This window comes from Bradyrhizobium sp. LM2.9 (genome assembly GCF_054056555.1).
Map to the genome: position 1 here is coordinate 3,643,832 of NZ_JBSRYJ010000002.1, position 20,029 is coordinate 3,663,860.

The 20,029-nt window shown below is 57.3% G+C and carries 16 protein-coding genes and 4 pseudogenes; 8 read left to right on the forward strand and 12 right to left on the reverse strand.

The features are described 5' to 3' along the window. The first annotated feature begins 205 nt into the window (after positions 1-205). The 3 genes and pseudogenes from nirK to ACVWW3_RS19290 all read left to right on the forward strand — a co-directional run bounded on the left by nirK (position 206) and on the right by ACVWW3_RS19290 (position 2,397). Positions 206-1,322, forward strand: a pseudogene (gene nirK / locus ACVWW3_RS19280) (copper-containing nitrite reductase). Between the two features lie 62 nt (positions 1,323-1,384). Next, positions 1,385-1,984: an SUMF1/EgtB/PvdO family nonheme iron enzyme gene (locus ACVWW3_RS19285; RefSeq protein WP_456648997.1), complete on the forward strand. Its 600-nt coding sequence runs from the start codon at positions 1,385-1,387 to the stop codon at positions 1,982-1,984. Then, a complete protein-coding gene (locus ACVWW3_RS19290) occupies positions 1,939-2,397 on the forward strand; it encodes a hypothetical protein (RefSeq protein WP_456648996.1) in 459 nt (152 codons plus the stop codon). The genes ACVWW3_RS19285 and ACVWW3_RS19290 overlap by 46 nt, the downstream gene beginning before the upstream one ends. 90 nt (positions 2,398-2,487) lie before the next feature. On the opposite strand, the gene rnk is transcribed toward ACVWW3_RS19290, so the two are convergent. Together rnk and ACVWW3_RS19300 are read right to left on the reverse strand one after the other, a co-directional pair. Then, positions 2,488-2,901: a nucleoside diphosphate kinase regulator gene (gene rnk / locus ACVWW3_RS19295; protein ID WP_456648995.1), complete on the reverse strand. Its 414-nt coding sequence runs from the start codon at positions 2,899-2,901 to the stop codon at positions 2,488-2,490. Between the two features lie 9 nt (positions 2,902-2,910). After that, on the reverse strand, positions 2,911-3,546 hold the full coding sequence (locus ACVWW3_RS19300) for a GreA/GreB family elongation factor (protein ID WP_456672071.1): 636 nt from the start codon (positions 3,544-3,546) through the stop codon (positions 2,911-2,913). A 974-nt stretch (positions 3,547-4,520) separates the two neighbouring features. Between ACVWW3_RS19300 and ACVWW3_RS19305 the strand changes: the two genes are divergently transcribed. Together ACVWW3_RS19305 and ACVWW3_RS19310 are read left to right on the forward strand one after the other, a co-directional pair. Then, a complete protein-coding gene (locus ACVWW3_RS19305) occupies positions 4,521-4,706 on the forward strand; it encodes a hypothetical protein (RefSeq protein WP_456648994.1) in 186 nt (61 codons plus the stop codon). 138 nt (positions 4,707-4,844) lie between these two features. Next, positions 4,845-5,473, forward strand: a pseudogene (locus tag ACVWW3_RS19310) (LabA-like NYN domain-containing protein). Between the two features lie 871 nt (positions 5,474-6,344). Here ACVWW3_RS19310 and ACVWW3_RS19315 read toward each other — a convergent pair. From ACVWW3_RS19315 to ACVWW3_RS19335, 5 genes are all read right to left on the reverse strand, one after another. After that, positions 6,345-6,767 carry a GreA/GreB family elongation factor gene (locus ACVWW3_RS19315; protein WP_456648992.1) on the reverse strand — a complete coding sequence of 141 codons (423 nt, stop codon included), beginning with the start codon at positions 6,765-6,767 and terminating at the stop codon, positions 6,345-6,347. 264 nt (positions 6,768-7,031) lie between these two features. Beyond that, a complete protein-coding gene (locus tag ACVWW3_RS19320) occupies positions 7,032-7,271 on the reverse strand; it encodes a universal stress protein (protein ID WP_456648991.1) in 240 nt (79 codons plus the stop codon). Positions 7,272-7,415: 144 nt separating this feature from the next. After that, positions 7,416-7,751 (reverse strand): hypothetical protein, encoded by a 336-nt coding sequence (locus ACVWW3_RS19325; RefSeq protein ID WP_456672072.1) that lies wholly within the window; start codon positions 7,749-7,751, stop codon positions 7,416-7,418. 395 nt (positions 7,752-8,146) lie between these two features. Next, complete coding sequence (ctaD, locus tag ACVWW3_RS19330) at positions 8,147-9,757, reverse strand: cytochrome c oxidase subunit I (protein ID WP_456648990.1); 1,611 nt, start codon at positions 9,755-9,757, stop codon at positions 8,147-8,149. 293 nt (positions 9,758-10,050) lie between these two features. Beyond that, positions 10,051-11,262 carry a universal stress protein gene (locus tag ACVWW3_RS19335; protein WP_456672073.1) on the reverse strand — a complete coding sequence of 404 codons (1,212 nt, stop codon included), beginning with the start codon at positions 11,260-11,262 and terminating at the stop codon, positions 10,051-10,053. A 371-nt stretch (positions 11,263-11,633) separates the two neighbouring features. Between ACVWW3_RS19335 and ACVWW3_RS19340 the strand changes: the two genes are divergently transcribed. Both ACVWW3_RS19340 and ACVWW3_RS19345 read left to right on the forward strand, forming a co-directional pair. Further along, on the forward strand, positions 11,634-12,026 hold the full coding sequence (locus tag ACVWW3_RS19340; protein WP_456648989.1) for a hypothetical protein: 393 nt from the start codon (positions 11,634-11,636) through the stop codon (positions 12,024-12,026). 887 nt (positions 12,027-12,913) lie between these two features. Next, the gene (locus tag ACVWW3_RS19345) at positions 12,914-13,396 is read left to right on the forward strand and encodes a hypothetical protein (RefSeq protein ID WP_456648988.1); all 483 of its coding nucleotides are present in this window, start codon (positions 12,914-12,916) and stop codon (positions 13,394-13,396) included. 1,540 nt (positions 13,397-14,936) lie between these two features. Here the strand turns inward: ACVWW3_RS19345 and ACVWW3_RS19350 are convergent. Then, a complete protein-coding gene (locus ACVWW3_RS19350; RefSeq protein ID WP_456648987.1) occupies positions 14,937-15,383 on the reverse strand; it encodes an RrF2 family transcriptional regulator in 447 nt (148 codons plus the stop codon). Positions 15,384-16,070: 687 nt separating this feature from the next. Between ACVWW3_RS19350 and fdxA the strand changes: the two genes are divergently transcribed. Further along, positions 16,071-16,409, forward strand: a complete 339-nt coding sequence (fdxA, locus tag ACVWW3_RS19355; protein WP_456648986.1) for a ferredoxin FdxA — start codon at positions 16,071-16,073, stop codon at positions 16,407-16,409. Positions 16,410-17,000: 591 nt separating this feature from the next. Here the strand turns inward: fdxA and ACVWW3_RS19360 are convergent. The 4 genes and pseudogenes from ACVWW3_RS19360 to ACVWW3_RS19375 form a co-directional block, all read right to left on the reverse strand. Beyond that, entirely contained in the window at positions 17,001-17,333 is a 333-nt protein-coding gene (locus ACVWW3_RS19360; protein ID WP_456648985.1) for a hypothetical protein, read from the reverse strand. Between the two features lie 103 nt (positions 17,334-17,436). Continuing rightward, positions 17,437-17,619: pseudogene (locus ACVWW3_RS19365) on the reverse strand (transposase domain-containing protein); the annotation flags it as partial. A 692-nt stretch (positions 17,620-18,311) separates the two neighbouring features. Next, a complete protein-coding gene (locus ACVWW3_RS19370) occupies positions 18,312-19,142 on the reverse strand; it encodes a universal stress protein (protein WP_456648984.1) in 831 nt (276 codons plus the stop codon). Between the two features lie 270 nt (positions 19,143-19,412). Beyond that, a pseudogene (locus ACVWW3_RS19375) lies at positions 19,413-19,885 on the reverse strand (cbb3-type cytochrome c oxidase subunit I); the annotation flags it as partial. Positions 19,886-20,029 lie beyond the last annotated feature (144 nt).

The window sequence follows — 20,029 nt, forward strand, 5'->3', positions numbered from 1 at the left end:
ATCACAACCAAGCCCCGATGAGAATCCTGAATCCCAACAGACCCTAGCCCGTCGCCCTCAAGCTCTCTTTGCTCCCGCGCAAACTCCCTCGCGATCGCACGGAGCTTCGAAACCGTCGCGCTCATTGTTCGAGAGCAAAGAGCCTCGCTTCCGGGTCGCGCATGATCCACCCATCGAATTGGATAGTCAACCGATCGAGAGCATCATGCTCACGCGAAGGACTGCTTTGATGGGCGCCGCGATCGCGACGCTCATGATGACCATGCCGGCCATGGCTGGGTCGGCGTCAAGCTGCCGCGCGAGGGCGTGACGCTGGTCGCGCCCCCTGCCGTGCATCCGCGCGAACAGGCGACCAAAGCGGGGCCGAAGATCGTCGAGTTTAAGCTGACGATCCGCGAGAAGGAAGCCGTCATCGACGATGCCGGCACGAAGTTCCATGCGGTGATCTTCGATGGCTCTATGCCGGGCTCAATGATGGTTCTGCACGAAGGCGACTACATGGAGTTGACCCTCGTCAACCCCGAGACCAACTCCATGCCCCACAACATCGACCTGCACTCGGCGACCGGCGGGCTCGGCGGTGACGCGCTGACCCATGTGAATCCGCGCGAACAAATCGTGCTGCGCTGGAAGGCAACGCGTCCCGGCGTGTTCGTCTACCACTGCGCGCCGCCGGAGGGCATGATCCGTGGCACGTCGTCTCCGGCATGCACGGCACCGTGATGGTGCTGCCGCGCGACGGCAAGGACGCCGAAGGCAAAGCGCTTGGCTACGACGAGATCTTCTGCATCGGCGAGGACGACCTCTACCTGCCGAAGGACGCGAACGGCAGGTACAAGACCTATGAGACGGTCAGGGAATCTTTCGCGGACACGACGGAGGTGATGCGCAAGCTCATCCCACCCACGTGGTCTTCAACGGCCGGGTCGGCTCGCTCACCGGCAAGAACGCGATGACCGCGAAGGTCAGCGAGACCGTGCTGATCGTGCACTCGCAGGCCAACCGCGACACCCGCCCCCCTGATCGGCGGCCACGGCGACTATGTCGGGGCGACCGGCAAGTTCAACAATCCGCCCGAGAAGGATCTCGAGACCTGGTTCGTCGGCGGAGGTTCAGCCGGCGCCGCCCTCTACACGTTCCGCGAGCCCGGCATCTATGCTTACGTCAATCACAACTTGATCGAGGCCGTCGAGCTCGGCGCCGCCGCCCACTTCAAGATCGAAGGCAAGTGGAACGACGACCTGATGCAGCAGATCACTCCTCCCGGCCCAATCCCGCCGGCCAAGCTCGGCGCCACCGACCCGGTGGCCGTCACCCGCTAAGTGGTGCCGAAAACGGCCCGCGGTTTCGACCGCGGGCCGTTTCACGAAGACGAGGTGATGTTATGCTCATCTTGATGAAAGTGAAAACGGCGATGCTCGCCGGCGCGCCGGCCGCGCCTGTTCTGGCCACCTTTTTTACGCCCGCTCCACCTCATGATACGGAAGGCGCACAGCACCTCGCCTCCGCTACTTTCAACTATCGCGCCGCCGGCGACTTTTCCCGCAATGGCAGACCGGTCGAAGGACCGCTGCGCGAACTGCGCCTGCCCGCCGATCTCCTCGTCGTGAAGCGACAGGTCACGGTCGCCGACTACGCGCTCTGCGTCGACGAAGGAGCCTGCCCGCGCATCGCTGCCCCGACCGGCTCCCTGGACAGCCCGGTGGTCGGCGTCAGTTGGCACGACGCTTCGGCCTACGCCGTATGGATGTCACGCAGGACCGGCGTCATCCACCGCCTGCAGAGCTTCGAACAGACGGCCATCTCGGTCGAACGATTGCGCAGGGCCGGCCTCGGTAGGCTCAACCTCGAGCTTCTCTACGGCCTGCCGCTGCAGACGGCGGAGTCGTGCCTGGATACCGTCGCCAGTGCGTCGAACTGCGCTCAGACCGCTTCTCGGTGTTCGGTTACGCACACACTGCGTCGTTCAAGAAGCACCAGCTGATCGGACTCGGCGCCAGCGCCATCGGACGCATGCCGCAGGGTTTCGTGCAGAACGTCGTGGCGACGCGCGATTATCTTGCACGCATCGCGGAAGATCGGCTCACTACCGCCAAGGGCTACTCATTCATGCTTGTCCATTTCGACCCCGCTGCTGGCTCCCCAAAACCGAGAAAGTCCAAAGGCCGGAGCGACCAAAAGCACGATCTGGCCGGCAATGATGGTTTCATGGCTGTTCACCGCCGTGTTTGCCACACGAAGGTCAATTGCGAAGACCGAGAAGGCTTGCTGAGGCGAGTCGCTCTTCTGCGTTTGCGCGCCGGAACGCGCCTGCGCCGGATCGCCAAACCTAGGGTGGCGACTTGCTGCGCGGGAGCAACGCCGTCGCGGGTAGTCCGATCCACCGAATTCGTATGAGAGAGCCCGCGATCCAGGCGCGACGCCCTCCGGGACGAGTGCGCCTGGATCTGAAGAGGCGATGCTCAATCAGAGTAAAACGTGCGGCGCTCATTCGGAAACGGCGAGAACGGTTAGGCCCCTGAGGCGCTTGTGGGGTGTCTCGAAGTCGATCCGCTGCCCCGGCGATAGGCCGATCAAGGCCGCTCCAACAGGCGTCAGGACCGAGATCCGATTGAGCTCGATGTTTGCCTCATGCGGATAGACCAGCACGATCTCCCGGCTCGCACCTGTCTCGTCATCGCGATAGGTCACTTTCGACCCCATCCTGATCACGCCTCGCAAGTTGTTCTCGTCCGTCACCGTGGCACGTTCCATTTCTCGAGCCAGAAAATGGGCGACTCGCGGAAACAGATCCATGCTCGAGTTGGCCAAGGAACTGAGACGCCGTGATTCGTCCTCAGTGATCTTGATCGGCGGCAACGCCGGCTGTTCTCGCAGACTATCAGCTTCGAAATTGCGCATTGATCGCTCCTATGCTGCGGTTGGTCCGGGGTCGTCATCGAACGGCTTGCCCGACCGCCTCGCCCCTCCCCGGAAGAGTCGGACTACATTCGAATCCGACTGGGTTACGCTTTGGACCCTGGCAACATTCGGGCATCCGGCGACGAAATACGGCATTTGATCGCCAACCTGCAGTCCGATCAAAGCCGCACCTAGCGGGGTCAATACCGAAATGCAGGCTGGATCCGACCAACACTCCTCGGGCCACACCAATCGCACGGTACGACGCGGAACGCCCCAATTCGTGCAATGGGTGACCCATGATCCGATGGTCACGAGCGGACGGACGTTACCACACTCGTCCGGCACGATATCGGCTCGGTTAATCTCACCCATGAGAAAGATCCCGTCCGGGTCTCCGGTTTGGACGGCAAGACGGGCGAGTTGTTCGAGCCGCGGATAGTCTGATGAGGTTAGTGCAATTTTTGGAAGAGGCAGCACGGCGCACTCCTTCTTCAAGACGACCTCTCGGGTGGAGGTCACGAAACTGGAAAAGAGCCCGGACGGCGCGAACACCGTCCGGCTAACCGCCCGTTTGGAGGCGGCCGGCGTGAAGACCAAAACGCGCGGTGCGCCTATCAATGTCAACGAGATACGCCATGGCACTATGACTATAGGAGTTCATCTCGCCGGAAACATTGCGACGAAACCGCACAGCACCTGTGCAACACGAAATGTTTAGACGGGACGAAGGCGGGTCGTTGGAGCGAAAGAGTCGACCGCCACGCGGCTTACGAACCTGAGCAAGAGCATGGGTGGCATGTTACATCGAGCAGGATGGTTAGTCTGGCATTGCCGCAGGCGATCGGTCTCTTCGCTTCGACCCGTAGGTCCGGCGGCGGTTTGACGTGAATGTGAGCCGTAGTACAGCGCGCCGAAGCTGGGGACAGCGCTCAGCACTGTATTCATTGCAGCTGCTTCAATCGTTTCTTTTCGCTACTTCAGAGCAGGCCCGTGCTGCACGAAATCCTGATCATTGGGCTTGGCGCCGTAAGCACTCCTATTGCATTGAGCATATTGGTGGGCGCAGCGCGCTTTCGCGACACTGCCGAAAAGAGTACGCAAGTTCGTGGACCAGAGCGCAACTAGGGCGAGACGGGCGATTTCGACTTCCGGCCGCACCCAAGTTGCAGGCAGCCCTTTACACTTGTGCAACGATCAGGCCTACGACGGCAACAGGCGTGTGCTCTCGGCGAAAAACGCCGCTCTCATACCAGGTTCCTTGACCGGCGAACCGGCTAATCCAGGCCATATGTCGCATTTGATTTCCTGCACCGCATGCCTACCTCTAAGTGCATGATGCTGAGTAGTAAGCGAGCTCGCCGAACCTTTTACATTGGCCGCCTGATCGGAGGCAATCAACCCGAACTCCGTGCACGACGGCTCTAAGCTCCGCGCGTGGTAGAGCCATGCACATGCCGCTCGCAACTAAGCCGCACCGCAAACAGAGGCAGGGATGACTACAACGCTACGACGCCGGACTCATAGGACCCAGCTGCAGATCCGTCGGTAACCCGGACGATTCCATATCGTCCGGGACAGTACCTAAATATTTCTGCAACCAAAGCCGGGAGTTTCTTATGTCGGTGTTTTTAGCGCTGCTCGTCCTGACCTCATGGGTCATGTTCATCTGGATTTCAGATCCAGATGGTTTCCGCGAGGCAAACGGACTCTTCACACTGGTAATTCCGAATCTCGACTCCATCGACGCCAAAAAAATATTGCTGCTTGAAGCAACGGAGCTTGTCCGGGCCTCATCCGGCTGATGAAGCGCGTCGGCGCGGACGGCTCCCACAGTGATGGCGGGGAGCCTCTCCATCCGGAGCTCACGTTCGCGCCGCAACGCGAAGAATGCGAGTGAGGTGCCGAACCGTGCTTCCGCCCGGCTCATACGGGCTGCCAACATGCCGTCTTCGCTCAGTAAAATTGCCCTTTTCATCGACGGCGCCAGTCTTCATGCCACCTGCCGGACGCTTGGCTCCGACATCGACTACAGGCGCCTTTACAAGGAATTCCAGAGCCGGAGCACCCTGCTCCGCGCCTTCTACTACTCGCCATCATCGAAGATCAGGAATTCTCATCAATCCAACCGCTGCTCGATTGGCTCGACTACAACGGCTACACCGTCGTGACGAAGCCCGCGAAGCAATTCGTCGACTCGTCCGGACAGCGCACGGTCAAGGGCAACATGAACATCGAACTCGCGGTCCAGGCCTTGGAGCTCGCCGGCGAACCTCGACGAGATGGTCCTGTTTTCCGGCGATGGCGATTTCCGGTCGCTGGTGGAGGCCGTGCAGCGCCGTGGCGTGCGCGTGACCATGGTATCGACCATCGAGCGTCGGCCCCCGGCCGTCGCCGTCCGTCTCCCCGCCAGGCGGACGTCTTCACCGACTTGGTCGAGCTTAGAGCCAAGCTCGATCGGGATCGGTCCGGTCGTCCGTCCCCACGCGAGCGCGGCGATGCTCCTGGTTCGCCGCTGCGGCGCGCCCCCACTGCGGGGCCGCGTGCGGAGCCCGACGAACTCATTCCCTAATTCATGGAGGGTCCCGGAGTGGGACTTCGGTTTGCCGACGTTCGTTCATTATTTCGCCACGGCAACTTCGAATGCCTGAACGCCAGCCGTCGAGAGATCAAATGTGGAATCAGCGATGCCGGTCATCCGCTCAGCAGCCGAAGCTGCCGCCATGGTGGGAGCCTCCCTGAGGGCTCTCCGGTCGACCTGCTTGAGATCGCCCCATCGAACTCTCGCGCGACTCGCGGCTTCCAGATTCTTCGAGAGAACGTGCGTGCGAGCGGTGGCTTCATAGACGCTGCTGCTTACTAAACGAGTCGTGACCGCCGGAGATCCTCAACCGAACAGATTAGACCCACAATGATAACCCCTAAAACCGCCTGCGGCGGGACGCGAGGCTGGCAAGCCGTTTAGTAACCGGATCGACCAGTGGTTACAGGAGAGTCGCCAGCCCAGGCGCCTGATCGTCAAACCCGCTCTTTGCAAGGCATAAAGTACGTCAAGCCCGGTTTGCGATCACCGAGTTCCAATGCCTCGCCCAAGTCTTTGAGCCGGCGAGTTCGCCGAGCTTCCGCCTGCAACTGCTAAGAAGGCCTCGAATATCGGGGGACCACTGTCGGATAAATCCTATGAATCTTCCGGAATTCGGCTGTGACTTCTTGATAGCCCGCTGCATCGAGGAAGTCGCACAGGACCGTGTCTGCGCTGGCATGCACGTTACTTGCCCTCCTCACCATGGTATTGGAGAGATTGAAGTCTCCCAATCGCTTCTTCCTTACTCATTACTGGGCGTTCGGTTGCGGGCTTGGACAATGCCAACATTTCAAATATCCTTCCGTTATGCTCGGCCCCTGACGCTCGGCTCCCGAGATCGTCGATTACCTCGCTGGCCTCACCTGCAGCGAAGAACCGTCTTACTGCTTCGGTCACCGCTCGCGGTGCACCAGTCGACCGAAGCACCCTCAGTCAATCCAACTAGGGCGGCGCCCAACGGCGTCAGCACTGAAAGTGCATTTGGGCTGGCGCACTTCTCGTCTGGAAAGATGAGAAGGATCTGGTTGTTCGTGCCCGTGAGATTGTCGTGCACGTCAACGCGCGAGTGGACGGCCACAACGTTTGTCGGAAGCTGCTCATCCGGAACAATGGTTGCTCGGCAGACCTCCCTTAAGAGATTCGCGGCGGCCGAGGACCCGCGTCTGTCCGTCAGCGCCGCCGTCGCGACCGAAACGAGCCTTTCTCGATCCGTCTGCGAAATCGTCACCGGCGGCAATTTCCCTGGGAGATCCTGGCCAACTGCAACTTGGTGCGTGTTCATTTTCCCTCCTCCGGGCTCGACGTCCTCGCTTTCCAAGGACCGCATTTAACCTCTTCGTCATTGTCCTCTTTCGCGCGCAATTGACAAGCGACAACTATTGCGCGTTCAGATCAGAAAATTTGATGAGTCTCTGTAATCGGGCCTCCGTGGAAGCCAACGGTCGCGTTTGAGTCCACAGTCGCAAACGCGGATTCGCACCCGTGGCAAACGTTCGTGACGCAAACGCCTGGAAATGGATCAATATCAGAAGCTGCGCGGCGCCCCTCAATGTGACATTCGAATCGGAACATTGGTCGAGCCGAGCATGTCGCGCGTCGCACCACCGAAAATAACCTCACGCAGCTGCGAATGGCCGTATCCACCCATTACAATCAAATCGGCTGATTCCTGTGCTGCATGAGAGCGACTCCTGCGGGAGACGTCTTGGTGATGACTCACAACATTACTCAGCTCGACAATCACGTCATGGCGAGAAAGATGATGCACCATATTCAATCTGACCATGCCGTTATTGGCCTACCCGTCAGTTGCGACAACTGTCACCTCAACGCGTTTAGCGCGAATGAGAAACGGCGCATCGCATCCGCTATCGCGCGCGCAGCATTATGGCTGCCATCTCAACAAACCAGAAGGATGTCAAATTTGGCTCTACACTCCTGGGAAATAAGGCACGATCAGGATCGGGCGGCCAGATCGTAGTAAGCTCGCCTCGATCATCACCTCTTCTGAACCTCCCTCTTCTGGCTCGGCCTGAAGAAGAATCGTCAAGTCGAACCTCCGCGCAGTGCGTGCAAGGAGTTCAGGAACGCTGCTCCGTTCCGCGCTGAGAACCATGGATTCGGCGGAGAGCCCATCGAGTTGGTTCGCATTCTGAACCGGACCTCGGCAGCGTCCGCAGCGGCTTGCAAATTCTCGCCGATACTCATGAACGGTGATCATTGTCGCGCCGTCAAACAACGGTCCAACGATAGGTTTGTTCTGCACAAACGTGACGCCTGTGAGGTGCGCATTGAAGGCCTTGGTAACGGCTAATGGCGTAGTCCAGCACACAGTAGTACATCAACCGTTGGGAGCGCCACCAGAATGTCCCTGATCACGATCACCGCCTCTCTTCGCGATCGCCCCGTCCACACTCGATGAGACATCCTGCAAAGTCGTTGGACAAACGAATTCTAATGACTTTAGGTGCAGCGACTGTGCATGTGAACAGAGGCTCTCGCGGATCCTATCGACCTAGCACAACCAACATCCTTCAGTATCGGCTTAGCGACCGCTGTTCGTGCGAGGCAAAGCTGTATCATTACTTAGGCGCAGGATCGCGAAGCGGCCATATCGCCTATGCTCCGGCAGTGGGCGATTTGTTGTGCTCGCGGAGCCACCTAGTCAACTCGAGGCAAGACTTCAAATTGATGAAACGGCGGAGGCGAAGTTAACGTCCACTCCAACGTGGTTGCACCAGGGCCCCACGGATTGCCCGCAGCCCTGTCCTTCCGAGCGAACGCATAAAACATTCCGACGAAGAACACGATCAGACCAGCTGCGGAGATGTAGGATCCAACCGAAGCGATCTGGTTCAGACCGCCAAATGCATCGGGATAATCTGCTACTCGTCGCGGCATTCCTGACAAGCCGAGAAAATGCATTGGAAAGAACGCTAGATTGACACCGACGAATGTCAACCAAAAGTGCAGCTTGCCGAGGAATTCCGAGAACATGTATCCAGTGATTTTCGGAAACCAGTAGTACCAACCCGCGAAGATTGCGAACACCGCGCCAAGCGATAACACATAATGGAAGTGCGCAACGACGTAGTAGGTATCTTGCAGAGTTCGGTCAATACCCGGGTTGGCGAGAACAACACCAGTGACGCCGCCGACGGTGAACACGAAGATGAACCCGATGGCCCACAGCATCGGTGTTTTAAACGTCATGGAGCCTCCCCACATAGTGGCTATCCAGGAGAAGATCTTGATACCGGTCGGCACCGCAATCACCATGCTGGCGAACGCAAAATATGCTTGGGCACTGCTCGACATCCCGACTGTGTACATGTGATGGGCCCAGACGAGAAACCCGATTAGTCCAATCGCAAGCAGCGCATAGACCATTCCGAGATAACCGAAGATCGGCTTGCGGCTGAAGGTGGAGATGACATGACTAATGATGCCGAAGCCTGGCAGAATCATAATGTAGACTTCGGGATGACCAAAGAACCAAAACAAATGTTGATACAATACCGGATCTCCTCCGCCTTCCGGCGCGAAGAACGTTGTCCCAAAATTGCGATCGGTGAGGATCATGGTGATGGCGCCGGCGAGTACTGGTAGCGATAACAACAACAGGAAAGCGGTGACGAGGACTGCCCACGCGAACAAGGGCATCTTATGCAGGGTCATTCCCGGGGCTCGCATATTAAAGATCGTCGTGATGAAGTTGATCGAGCCAAGAATTGAAGACGCACCGGCAATATGCATGGACAGGACCACAAAATCGACGGCCGGTCCCGGGTGGCCTGCCGTCGATAGCGGGGCGTAGAGCGTCCACCCGGTCCCAGCGCCGCTCGAGCCCGGTTCACCTTCCACGAACATCGATATGACCAGCAGTGCAAACGACGTCGGCAGCAACCAAAACGAAATGTTGTTCATTCGCGGAAAGGCCATATCCGGCGCGCCGATCATCAGTGGCACCATCCAATTGCCAAAACCGCCCATCATTGCTGGCATGAGCGTGAAAAAGATCATGATCAGGCCGTGCCCCGTTACGAACACGTTGTAGGTGTGCGGGTTAGAGAATATCTGGAGACCCGGCAGCTGCAGCTCCAGCCGAATGACGATGGAAAGGACTCCGCCGATCAAGCCTGCGCATATCGAGAACACAAAGTACATCGTGCCGATGTCTTTGTGGTTAGTTGAGTAGAGATAGCGCCGCCATCCTGTTGGGTTCGGGTGAACAACCCTGTCCGCCTCAATGACCCTCGACGATGTCGACATTTACTAGCTCCGAAAACGACCGTGGTTTAAGCTCGATTGCAGACCCACTATGGGCCGCAGCGGCAGTGTTTCTATGTCGCATCTGCGTATGACCCGGCAAACGAATTAAATTGTCATCATCGTGCAGTATTTTTGATCGCCCGAAGTTCCGAGGGGCACTTGTCACAGCGTGAAGTTCTGGGCGAATTCAGTGGAACGGGGCCGCTGTTTCTTGCTCTGAGGCTGAATACTCGAGTCCCCGGTTTGAGTAGTGCAACGGGCCCGCTCAGTTGCGTTCGGGGACGATATGCACTTCATCTCTTACCCCGTACCTTCAGTTGCGGAATCGGCGCGATACTGCTCCCTCGATGCGCCGACCTTACAGCTACGAGCATACTACACGGCGGTCGATGCAGGATCGATTCGCCCACCGACCCACTTAACCATCGAGCGAGCGTTCCTTGGTCTCGATGGCCAATGATGATCAAATCCGCGTTTATCTCTCTTGCGGACAGAATTATCTGCTCCGTCGGCTTTCCGTACTTGAGTTCGCCGGCTGCGCTGCACCCGGCGTCCCCTAACTGTTTCACGCCCTCATCAAGCACGGTCTGGAGTACAAATCGCTGATTGTCAGGAACAAAGGACATTCCTTCGACGATAATCATGCTTTCGGACAGGTCGATGATCGCAAGAAGGTGAACCGTCGCACCGCACACAGAGGCCAACTTTTCGGCCTGAGCGAGAGCTTCGCGGCGAACCGTCGAAAGCCAAGAGAATATTCTGATACATCCGATATCTCCTTTCTCCGGCCGTTGAGCTGCTGGACGCGGCCTTTGGCTAACGGCGGCGTGCTTTGCATTACCGAAGGCCGCAGAGCAGCGACGAAACCCTCCGAAGCAGTGACTGTCTTCCTCAGAATCGCCGGCGGCGACTGCTAGTGAGTACTCGCACTCGCCGCTGCGGTTGTTCGTCAACAGGGCCAAGCCGATCGAACGATCGATGGGTACCCGCCGCAACGTTAAAAGAAGCTCAAGAGCTGATTTAGCGGCACGCGAAAGAAACCTGATAGCAGGGACGTAAGCAACGCATTCTTCATTTGGGCCTCCCACCGTCTGCGCTTTACCGCTGACGACCTGACCGGCGCGTTGACACCAAGGTATGCTTGCGTCTGACTTTGACAAAGGAAAAGTATGGCCGGTTCTTGTCGATTTTTTTGCGGCTAACCGGCCGCACGTCGCCAAAGAGTGTGAGCACGCACGTTCACTCGTTGGTCGAACTGCCCCTGCGAATCTCAGGCCGACAGAACACTCGGCTACCGATCGACTGTTCCAGTGAACCGCGCCACACGCGAGTAGGCGAGAGACTATCCGCCCGATGCCATCGATGTTTCCCGACGAATTCAGCGACATCGCGGCGACCGATGACTTATCGTCCTTGGGGAAAGCGTTCTCTCGCAACGGGTTTACAGCAGATGCGCGGCGCTTGGAGGTCGCGCTGACGAGTGACACATAGCGCTTGTCCAGCATCGCCTTGGGGCGAGACAGCGAGTTAAGATCCGAAAAGTCTGGCAGGCGGTCGAGACGAGCGCGCGTAAATTGTAGCTATCGCCTTCGAACCCGCCGGGACGTAACAACTTCCTTGATGCAAACCGACAATATTTCTCGCTTGCAAATGCAGTCCAGAAAGCGAGAACTCGAACGGCGGCCACATGCAAATACGAACTGACGTGATCAGGAAGGCTGCAGGTCCTCGTTCGCAGGGAAACGAAAACATGCACAAGCTCCGATTGCCACACGAAATTGACTTGGACGGCACAATACAAACGTTCGCATCGCCTCCGTGCGGAATGCGCGGGTCGGATCCGGCATGTTTCGGGTATTGGTCTAAGGAAGAGACGGTGCGGTTTCTGAACGAGCTTCTTGAGGTTGAGCGCCTCGGCGCCAAGGCGTTTGCGGCAATCGGCCGTGTCGCCGACGTTCATGTTGCAGACCTAGCGTTTGAGTCGGAACTCGCCCAAGGAGCTATATGCGTTCTTCTCAAGAAGGAGATTGTCGCGAGAGGTGGCGCGGACCCGCGCCACCAAAGTCAAGTCAACGCGATCGCGATGCCCAGCAGGAAGTCCGGCCTCCAGCGCACGATAACGTTCGCATGCTGCAACCAGACCAAGTTGTCGGACATGATTGAAGAGGCCGTCCTGAACGGCTTTGATTCTAGACTGAATGCTAAGCTTACGTACCTGCTCCTTCTTCATCGTAAACAGGTTGAGCAACTGGAAACGTTTCTCAGCTGAACACTTTGTGCAACCTTCCGTTCCCGCGAAAGGTGCTGCGCGGGATCGCTCCGGTTGCTGAGACGGCGCCGCCAGGCGACTCCTGGAGAGCTGCCGACCGAAAGTGTTTTGGACGTCCAATAGAAGTGATGGAGAATCGAGATGGCTCCAACAGAAGCTTGCGCGCAACGTACGAAGAGTGAACTCGATCTACAATTGAACGAGGAACTGAAGGGTGCATTTCCGGCGAGCGATCCGCCAAAAATTCTCGCTTTTCAAGCGATTCTCGCAAAACTGCGAACCAGTCGTGGAAGAGCGCTATTGTTCCAAAATCGAGGCCCTGATAGCGCCTGACGAATCAGCAGGGTTCGGGGTGGCTCAAGCATTCAGCTGAAGATCAACTCTTTGCAGAATGCAACGTCATGCTGAGCTCCGAATCAAATGCAGCGGCGCGCATGCCGCGCGGGTGTTATCGAGGCAATCCTCGGCAACTCGGACGCAATTGTTGCCGCCGGCCGGAGGGCGGCTCAAATTTTGGAGTCCTGGCGCGAGCCGGATGTTCGGCTATGCCGCGCACCAGACAGTCAGGAGGTTCGTCGATTGCGTTATTCCGGGACTTTCGAAGCGATCATTGGTCCCGATACACTTGCGCCATAGCAACCCACGAAAGCCATTGTGGCCCGGGCGATCCTGCGTCCGCCCCGGCACTGGACAGCGGGCGGCAACGCAGTTCTGTCGAATTCACCTCGTCACGTTGCGCGATCGGGCAGCTGGGTGGCTGCAACGAGAGATCTTCCGGCACCCGGCAAAGCACGTTGTAGAGGTCTGCGGATGGAGGCGTCAACTCAAGGACGGCAGTTGCTGCGAGGTCGCACTGACTGTCAGCCCATTTTCCGAAGGAGTGTGAAATGACTGGATTTACTCGTACCGAGTCCCAGTACGATGCGTTTTTGTTCGCCTCGGTTTGCGAGACAGATGAGATGACGTTGAGCGTCTTGTCTGTGCTCGCACGTGAGAACGTTGATCCATGGCAAGAGGCTGCGTGCTTAGCTCGGCTTTCTAGAGATCAGGCGGTAAACAGCCTTGCTTCGAAGATCGGTAAATCCAACAGCGGCCGATGGTCCCCGTCAGAGGCGAGCATTCTGGCCGAACGCTTGATCGAACTTTTGCCCACAGGCGGTCGGCCGGGCTCGAGCCAGATCTGGGCGGACGACAACAACGGCCGGCTGACGTTCTTGGCTGTCGCCTGGATAGTATTTATGTCAATCGTAGTAGCGGGAAATAGCACGCAACAATCAACCAAAGAGTCCAATGTCCCGGCTCACAGCATCGGCTTGGCACTGCAGGGCGATCCGCCAACACGATCCTCCCTTGGGACAGCAACAGATTGAGGCGGCAGAATGTAAGTGAATATCAATGAGCAAAAAACTTGTTGCCGAGGACATCAGGCTAAAGCGAGCATACGAGCCGGCCGGCTCAGGCGATGGCACTCGAATTCTCGACCGTCTGTGCCCCGGGGGCTCAGGAAAGCAGATGCTGCGATAAATCCGTGGGCCAAGGACATCGCCGGAGCACCGCACTCCGGAAGTGGATCGGACATGATCCTGCTCGTTGGCATAAGTTTCGATGTCTTTATGCCGATGGATACTCAAGAAATCGTGGCGGCCTTGGCGAACTACCTTCTCTAGCTCGAAATGGCCGGATCACACTCGTTTTGCCGCGCATGATGAGGCTCATAGCGATGCCGTGGTTTTGAGAAACATGCTGCTTGGTCGGAGCATACCAAGAGCGGCTCCTGTTCGCTCCTCCTCTTCGCTCTGACCCTTAAAGCCCGGTTTTGACGGTACCCTGAATGATTAGCCTCTTCGTCAGTGTATCGGCTGGCCTTAATATGTTTGACGGCGGTAGGGTCATGCAGCGGATCGCCCTCACAGCGAGGGCAAACATTGCGGTCCGGCCTTGCCCCATCGAGCACGGGCTTCATGGTCCGCCCGCAAGAGGGCATGCCTTCCGGATTGGATGAAGCGCCGACATCCCTGCCGCCGGCAGCTTAGTTCCTATTGCCTCGCGGGCATAAGAGTAAAGGATCGTCGGAATCGACAGTTCGCCGTCTCGGTTCGAAGCTGCGCGTGAGTCCGACCCAACGACAGACGTGCGTTTGGGTGATTCCACCTCGCTTTCGCTTGACGACCCTGCGGATTTGGCAATCGCCTTCACGTCACTTCAAGACATTAGCGATATGCCTCTGCTGTCCGAGAAGCGGCGCGCGTCTCGCAACCGGGCGGCAGGTTTGGTGTGGCCATTGTTCATCCGATCAGACGCGACATTGGCACTAGCTTGGTAAATGCCCCGACGTTCCTAAAGCTCTAAGCCAGATGTTGAGCTTTGATCATCCGCTTGGGTTCAGCTCATGAACATAATCAGAGCTGAACTCCGCTACAGCTTGAAGTTCCTGTGCACGGAGCAGAGTCACCGTGTGGTTCTCCCATTCAACGAGGTCCAAACTCCTGAGTTTCTGGATCGTCCGTTCACGTGAACCAGTGAAAGCCCACATGCATCGGCGACATCTTGCTGCGTGAGCGGAATTCGGAAGCTGCCGTTGTCCGCTAGGCCAATAAACTCCATGCGGGCGGTAAAGCTCCGAGACTCTCAACCCATTCGCGATAGATGGCAGCGTGTATCAGCGTTTCGCGCCAAAACGCGTGTCTAAGTCCTGCAGATTTGCTCATCATCTCTCTGAGTGCTGAAATGGGGCACAGCCCTATCGTCGAACTACCCACGCTGCAAAGATCACAATCCGCGACCGGCAAATGCAAGATAGGCGAGTCGGGCATATCCCCAGCCAGGTAGAACGACGATATCTGGTTTCGAGCATTCACCCTTCTTTGCGCTGGCTAACGCAGAAAATAGAAGGCAATTGCGACAATTACTTCAGGACTTTGCTTTGCGAATACCTAACAAGCCCACGAGCCTCCCGCGGGGCTGGACTAGATCTTCCAAGGTATAGCCGTCGAGAACATCAGTGAATGCCGTACGCGCTTTCTCCAACGCCCGCCTCAAAACGCAGCACGGGCGAATGACGCAGGGAGCATCGACGGGTTCAAGACACGCCACGATCGCCATATCCGGCTCGGTATAGCGCACCACCTCGCCAAGACCGATTGCTTCGATCGGCTTGGCCAAGCGTAACCCGCCACCTCTACCACGGACGGTCTCAATATAGCCCGCAACGCCCAATTGATGGGCCACTTTCATCAAATGGTTCTTGGAGATGCCAAAACTGTCGGCGATCTCCGCAATTGTCGCCAGCCGATCTTCCTTGAGGGCAAGGTACATCAGCACTCGCAGCGCGTAGTCGGTATAGACGGTCAGGCGCACGCGCTTATTTCTCCTAGCATGAACAAAAGATGTAAACACTATATTGCTTTACCGCAACAGCGGGTTTATAAACGATATTCTTAATACATCTTATAGAAGGAATAGCCCATGAGGAGGACCGTTCCGATCGGTGACATCGTGGCATGGCCATTCTTGCTACCTGGAAACCTCGCATGCGCGGCTCTCGGCCTCGCCAGGCACCGTGATCTGGTCCGCATGCTGTTTAATTCCCTTTTCTGGACTGTATTCGGTGTTCTCGTTGTGTTGCTCGCGATATGAAATCGGCCGCCGCCAAGTTCAATAGTGTTTCCGAGTACGGTATTCGCCAGCTCGTCGATGCGTTTTACACCAAGGTTTCGCCTCGATCCCGAACTCGCTCCCATTTTTGCGCACGCCATCCCCGGTGACTGGCAACCGCATTTGACCAAGATGTATGCCTTCTGGTCCTCGGTGATGCTCACCACCGGGCGCTACAAGGGTCAATCCCGTCGGCAAGCATCTCGTCATTCCAGGCATTCAGCCTCACCTGTTTGAACGCTGGCTCGCGCTGTTCGACGAGACCTGCCGTGAGCTGTTCGAAGATAGCGTCAGCGAGGAATTTCGCGCCAAGGCCGTGCGCATCGCCGAGAGTCTGAAGCTTGCCTTGTTTTATCGGCCTGATCGTGCATGGCCACCGGAGCGAACGCCATGACCTTCGTCGTCACCAACAACTGCATCAAATGCAAATACATGGATTGTGTCGAGGTCTGCCCTGTCGACTGCTTCTACGAAGGCGACAACATGCTCGTCATCAACCCCGATGAATGCATCGATTGCGGCGTTTGCGAGCCGGAGTGCCCGGCTGAAGCCATCTTTCCTGACACCGGGCCTGGTCTCGAAAGCTGGCTCAAGTTGAATGCTGAATATGCTGCGGTCTGGCCGAATATCACTATCAAGCGCCCGGAACCAGCGGACGCAAAAGCCTTCGATGGTGTAGCTGGCAAGCTAGAGCAATATTTCTCTGCGAACCCTGGTCAAGGCGACTAGGTTGGCAGGCGGCGTCCTCCGAAAGCAAGCAAGCCTTTCTTCTCGTTGGTACGCCGTTTCTGCTGCCGATCATCCTCATGTACACTGGATGGTCCTACTGGGTATTCCGAGGGAAAGTACGCGCGGATATTGGTTATCACTAACGTTTACCGATCTCGTGGTGCGAAATTTGTGCGCCGACTTGCACGTCTGCGGTTACGCGCGAAAAGCGGTCAGCGGCGACCGAATTGTTGGCTCTCGCTGAAATCAAGATTACGAAAATCGAAAGACGAGCCTTCGTGCCATTGACTTTCCAATCACCGCACGACATCTCAACCCATCGCTTAAGGTTACGACGCTCACACGTCATCATCTCGGCGAACGATCGGCCACTTGTGGCGGTAAGACCACGCGCTCTTCCACACCTGGGCGACTGTGGCGCCCTACTTCGCCAACGCTTCGCGCGGCTGGGCGTTGGTGTCGAACACCATGCAATATACCCACCTTCATCGGACGGCGAGAGATACCGCCGCCCATCAGGCCTAAACCAATGATGCCGATCTGCATTTGGCATACCCCTTATGGCAAGGCGTTATTCGAGCGCCGCGTCAGTCAGCGCCTGCGTATTGTCCTTGCTCGCCTCGACATCGGCTGGTTGAATGGATCGGTGCCGATGATCGAACCGGCGACGGCGGTGGCGATCTCCCAGCGGAAGAATTCCTGGCCGATGTGCCAGACATCCCTCACGCTGATCCGCGCGACCGCACGGCCGGCTCGCTCCAGCGCTTCGACGGCGCAGCGTCGCGATGGGTCGATCTGCCCGTCCAGCTCCAGGTAAGCGAAGAACCGGTCGCTGCCGTAGCGCTCGGGCAAGATCAGCCGGCGCGCCTGCTTGCCTGTACTCTCCGCCAGAAGCTGCTCCAGCCAGGCGCCGAGATCAGCCATTCCCGGCGACGCGATGATCGTTACCTTGTCGCGCCGAAAGGGGGTTGCCGCGACGCCTCTGGCGACGCCGAGTTGGACACCTGGGTTTTTCGAGCGAGGGATATCAGCGCCGCAGGATCGTTGCATCGTAAGCGTCGTTTTCAGGCCAGGTTTTGAGGGGTTGCGCGCGATAGGCCCAGGGAAGCAGCTGATCGATTTCGCTGTTTGGGTGACCGTTGACGATCCTGGTGAGCGCATCAGTCAGGAAGGCAAGGGGATCGACGTCGTTCAGCTTACAAGTTTCTACCGGCGGATGTGGTGTTCGCATCGTCATGGTCAGCAGATGAAACACCCTCGACTTCCACACAGTCGATCTCCCAGCGGCGTCGGTCAAACAGTCGTTCTGCCGCGACTAGCGCGCCTGAAGGACTATCAGAAGTCAACTCAAATCGCCTCTGAAGGTGCTTCGAGCTGTGCCCACCCTCGATTCGTAATGTGTTGTAGAACTGACACGAAAATCAGCCATTTCGAACCTCCAAAGCAGTATCATGTCGAACTCTGGTTCTTAAAATCCTCATCGCCCAGCCTTCGGAGCTAAGTGGAATCGACGGCGTTGATCGGAAACGGTACGCGAGTCCATCGGTCTCAATCCGCGTCTCGACACTGACAATCGGCACCAGCCACCAATCATGATGTCCGTCGTTCCTCCAAAGATGCGCCAGAATTCGCGTGAACTAGTCGCGGTGATCCAGATCGTTATTTGGTCGTGATGACGAAATGTCGGCTCTCTATGCGCAGACCGTGAGGCTTACGAGGTAGTGCAGGCCGCTGAGACCGCAGACCGCGCATCAATATTCTCCTGCTCTCCGCCTTTCTGAGGGGCCAACGGCCGTGTCTGACAGGCAGACGCAGGCGTTTGGAATTCGGTGGCCTGATCGACGGATCGACCGATTGATGACGCCCCTTTGACGGCCGACAGCGTTGCAGCGGTTGGCCGGTTCAATGTGACATCAGAATTGGAACAGTCGTCGAGTCGAGCATGTCGCGAGTCGCGCCACCCAGAACGAACTCACGAAGGCGTGAATGTCCATAGCCGCCCATAACAATCAAGCTTGCTGATTGTTGTGCCGCATGAGAAACAATCCTAAGTGACACGTCTTGGTGATGAGCGACAATATCCCTCAATTCAACAGTCACATCATGGCGAGAAAGGTGGTGCGCTATGTACAGCCCAGCCATGCTGTCATCAGCGGTTCCGCCAGCTGCAACTGTTACCACCTCAACCAGTTTTGCGCGCGTCAGGAATGGCATCGCGTCGGCTATGGCGCGCGCGGCATTGTGGCTGCCGTCCCAACAAACAAGGATCATATCAAACTTGACGCCGCCTTCCTGGAGATACGGAACAACCATTATTGGACGACCGGATCCCAGTAAGGCTGCCTCGATCATCACCTCTCCCGAACGTCTGTCTCCCGGGTTAGTTTGAGGAAGGATTGTCAAATCGAAACGTCGCGCGGTGCGTGCGAGGAGCTCAGGGACGCTCGCGACCCCTGCGTTGATAACCATCGATTCGGCGGAGATGCCTTCTCGTTGCCCCGTTCCGTCGAACTGAATTTTGGCAGATTCAGCGGCGGCTTCCAATTCCCGACGGTAATCATCCAGAACGATCGCCGCCCCACCATCAAACAACGCTCCTGCCGTGGCCAAATCTTGCACAAACGCAACGCCGGTGAGGTGTGCGTCGAAGGCTTTGGCGACCGTTACAGCGTAGTCTAACGCGAATGACGGCCCATCATCCGTTGGAAGCGTCACTAGAATATCTCTGACCATTGTCACTCTCCAGTTGCCGAAGCATGTACCGGTCGCGTCAAGACCGTCTCGGAGACACAAGCATCTCTCTTACAGAGATATGAGACAAATGAATTATATTGGCGCTTTAGTGCAGCGGTTAGCGCATGCATGAGAATGAACAGCGCTTAGCGAGCCGTTACGCCTGCACATGGGGTCACGTTCTTCAGTAATAGACTGAGTGCTACCGTGTGCGCAAAGGCGAAGCGCCGCTGCCGTGAATTGGCTGGAGTCTACCGTCGTCCATGCTTCGCCGGCGCGAGCCGCGAAGAACGTTTTTCCAGAATTACGATCGGTGAGAAGCATCGTGATGGCGCCGGCGAGTACAGGCAGCGACAGCAGCAACAGGAAAGCCGTCACGAGAACCCGGCAGCAGCCAAAATGATATATTGTTCATCCGGGGAAAGGCCATTTCCGGGGCGCCGATCATCAGCGGCACCATCCAGTGCCCCAATCCACCGATCATCGCCGGAATGAGCGTAAAGAGGATCAGACGGTGACCGGTCACGAACACATTGTAGGTATGGGGTTGGTGAAATCTGCAGGCCAGGCTGTTGCAACTCCATCCGGATCAAGATGGAAATAATTGCACCGATCAGCCCGGCACTGATCGCGAACACGAAGTACATCGTGCCGATGTCCTTGTGATTCGTCGAATAGAGATAGCGCCGCCAGCCACTGGGGTATGCGTGGACTTCCTCATGCGTGTCAGCAACCCTAGACATAGCGGGCATGACTAGCTCCGAATTCGACCATATTTCCACGCACATAAGTTGAGACTGTCTTTTGGTTCCTACAACCACCAAGCGGGCTTCGAGTATCTGGGAATGACCGTCGGGTACATTTCGTGGATCTTGCGGAACTCACCT

Bases quoted from the DNA above. Each gene is read 5' to 3' on its own strand.
- ACVWW3_RS19335 (WP_456672073.1), bottom strand. From the start codon at position 11,262: ATGCTGGACAAGCGCTATGTGTCACTCGTCAGCGCGACCTCCAAGCGC.
- ACVWW3_RS19320 (WP_456648991.1), bottom strand. From the start codon at position 7,271: ATGGTCAGATTGAATATGGTGCATCATCTTTCTCGCCATGACGTGATT.
- ACVWW3_RS19370 (WP_456648984.1), bottom strand. From the start codon at position 19,142: ATGGTCAGAGATATTCTAGTGACGCTTCCAACGGATGATGGGCCGTCA.
- ACVWW3_RS19345 (WP_456648988.1), top strand. From the start codon at position 12,914: ATGACTGGATTTACTCGTACCGAGTCCCAGTACGATGCGTTTTTGTTC.
- ACVWW3_RS19360 (WP_456648985.1), bottom strand. From the start codon at position 17,333: ATGGCTGATCTCGGCGCCTGGCTGGAGCAGCTTCTGGCGGAGAGTACA.
- ACVWW3_RS19305 (WP_456648994.1), top strand. From the start codon at position 4,521: ATGTCGGTGTTTTTAGCGCTGCTCGTCCTGACCTCATGGGTCATGTTC.
- ctaD (WP_456648990.1), bottom strand. From the start codon at position 9,757: ATGTCGACATCGTCGAGGGTCATTGAGGCGGACAGGGTTGTTCACCCG.
- fdxA (WP_456648986.1), top strand. From the start codon at position 16,071: ATGACCTTCGTCGTCACCAACAACTGCATCAAATGCAAATACATGGAT.
- rnk (WP_456648995.1), bottom strand. From the start codon at position 2,901: ATGCGCAATTTCGAAGCTGATAGTCTGCGAGAACAGCCGGCGTTGCCG.
- ACVWW3_RS19285 (WP_456648997.1), top strand. From the start codon at position 1,385: ATGCTCATCTTGATGAAAGTGAAAACGGCGATGCTCGCCGGCGCGCCG.
- ACVWW3_RS19315 (WP_456648992.1), bottom strand. From the start codon at position 6,767: ATGAACACGCACCAAGTTGCAGTTGGCCAGGATCTCCCAGGGAAATTG.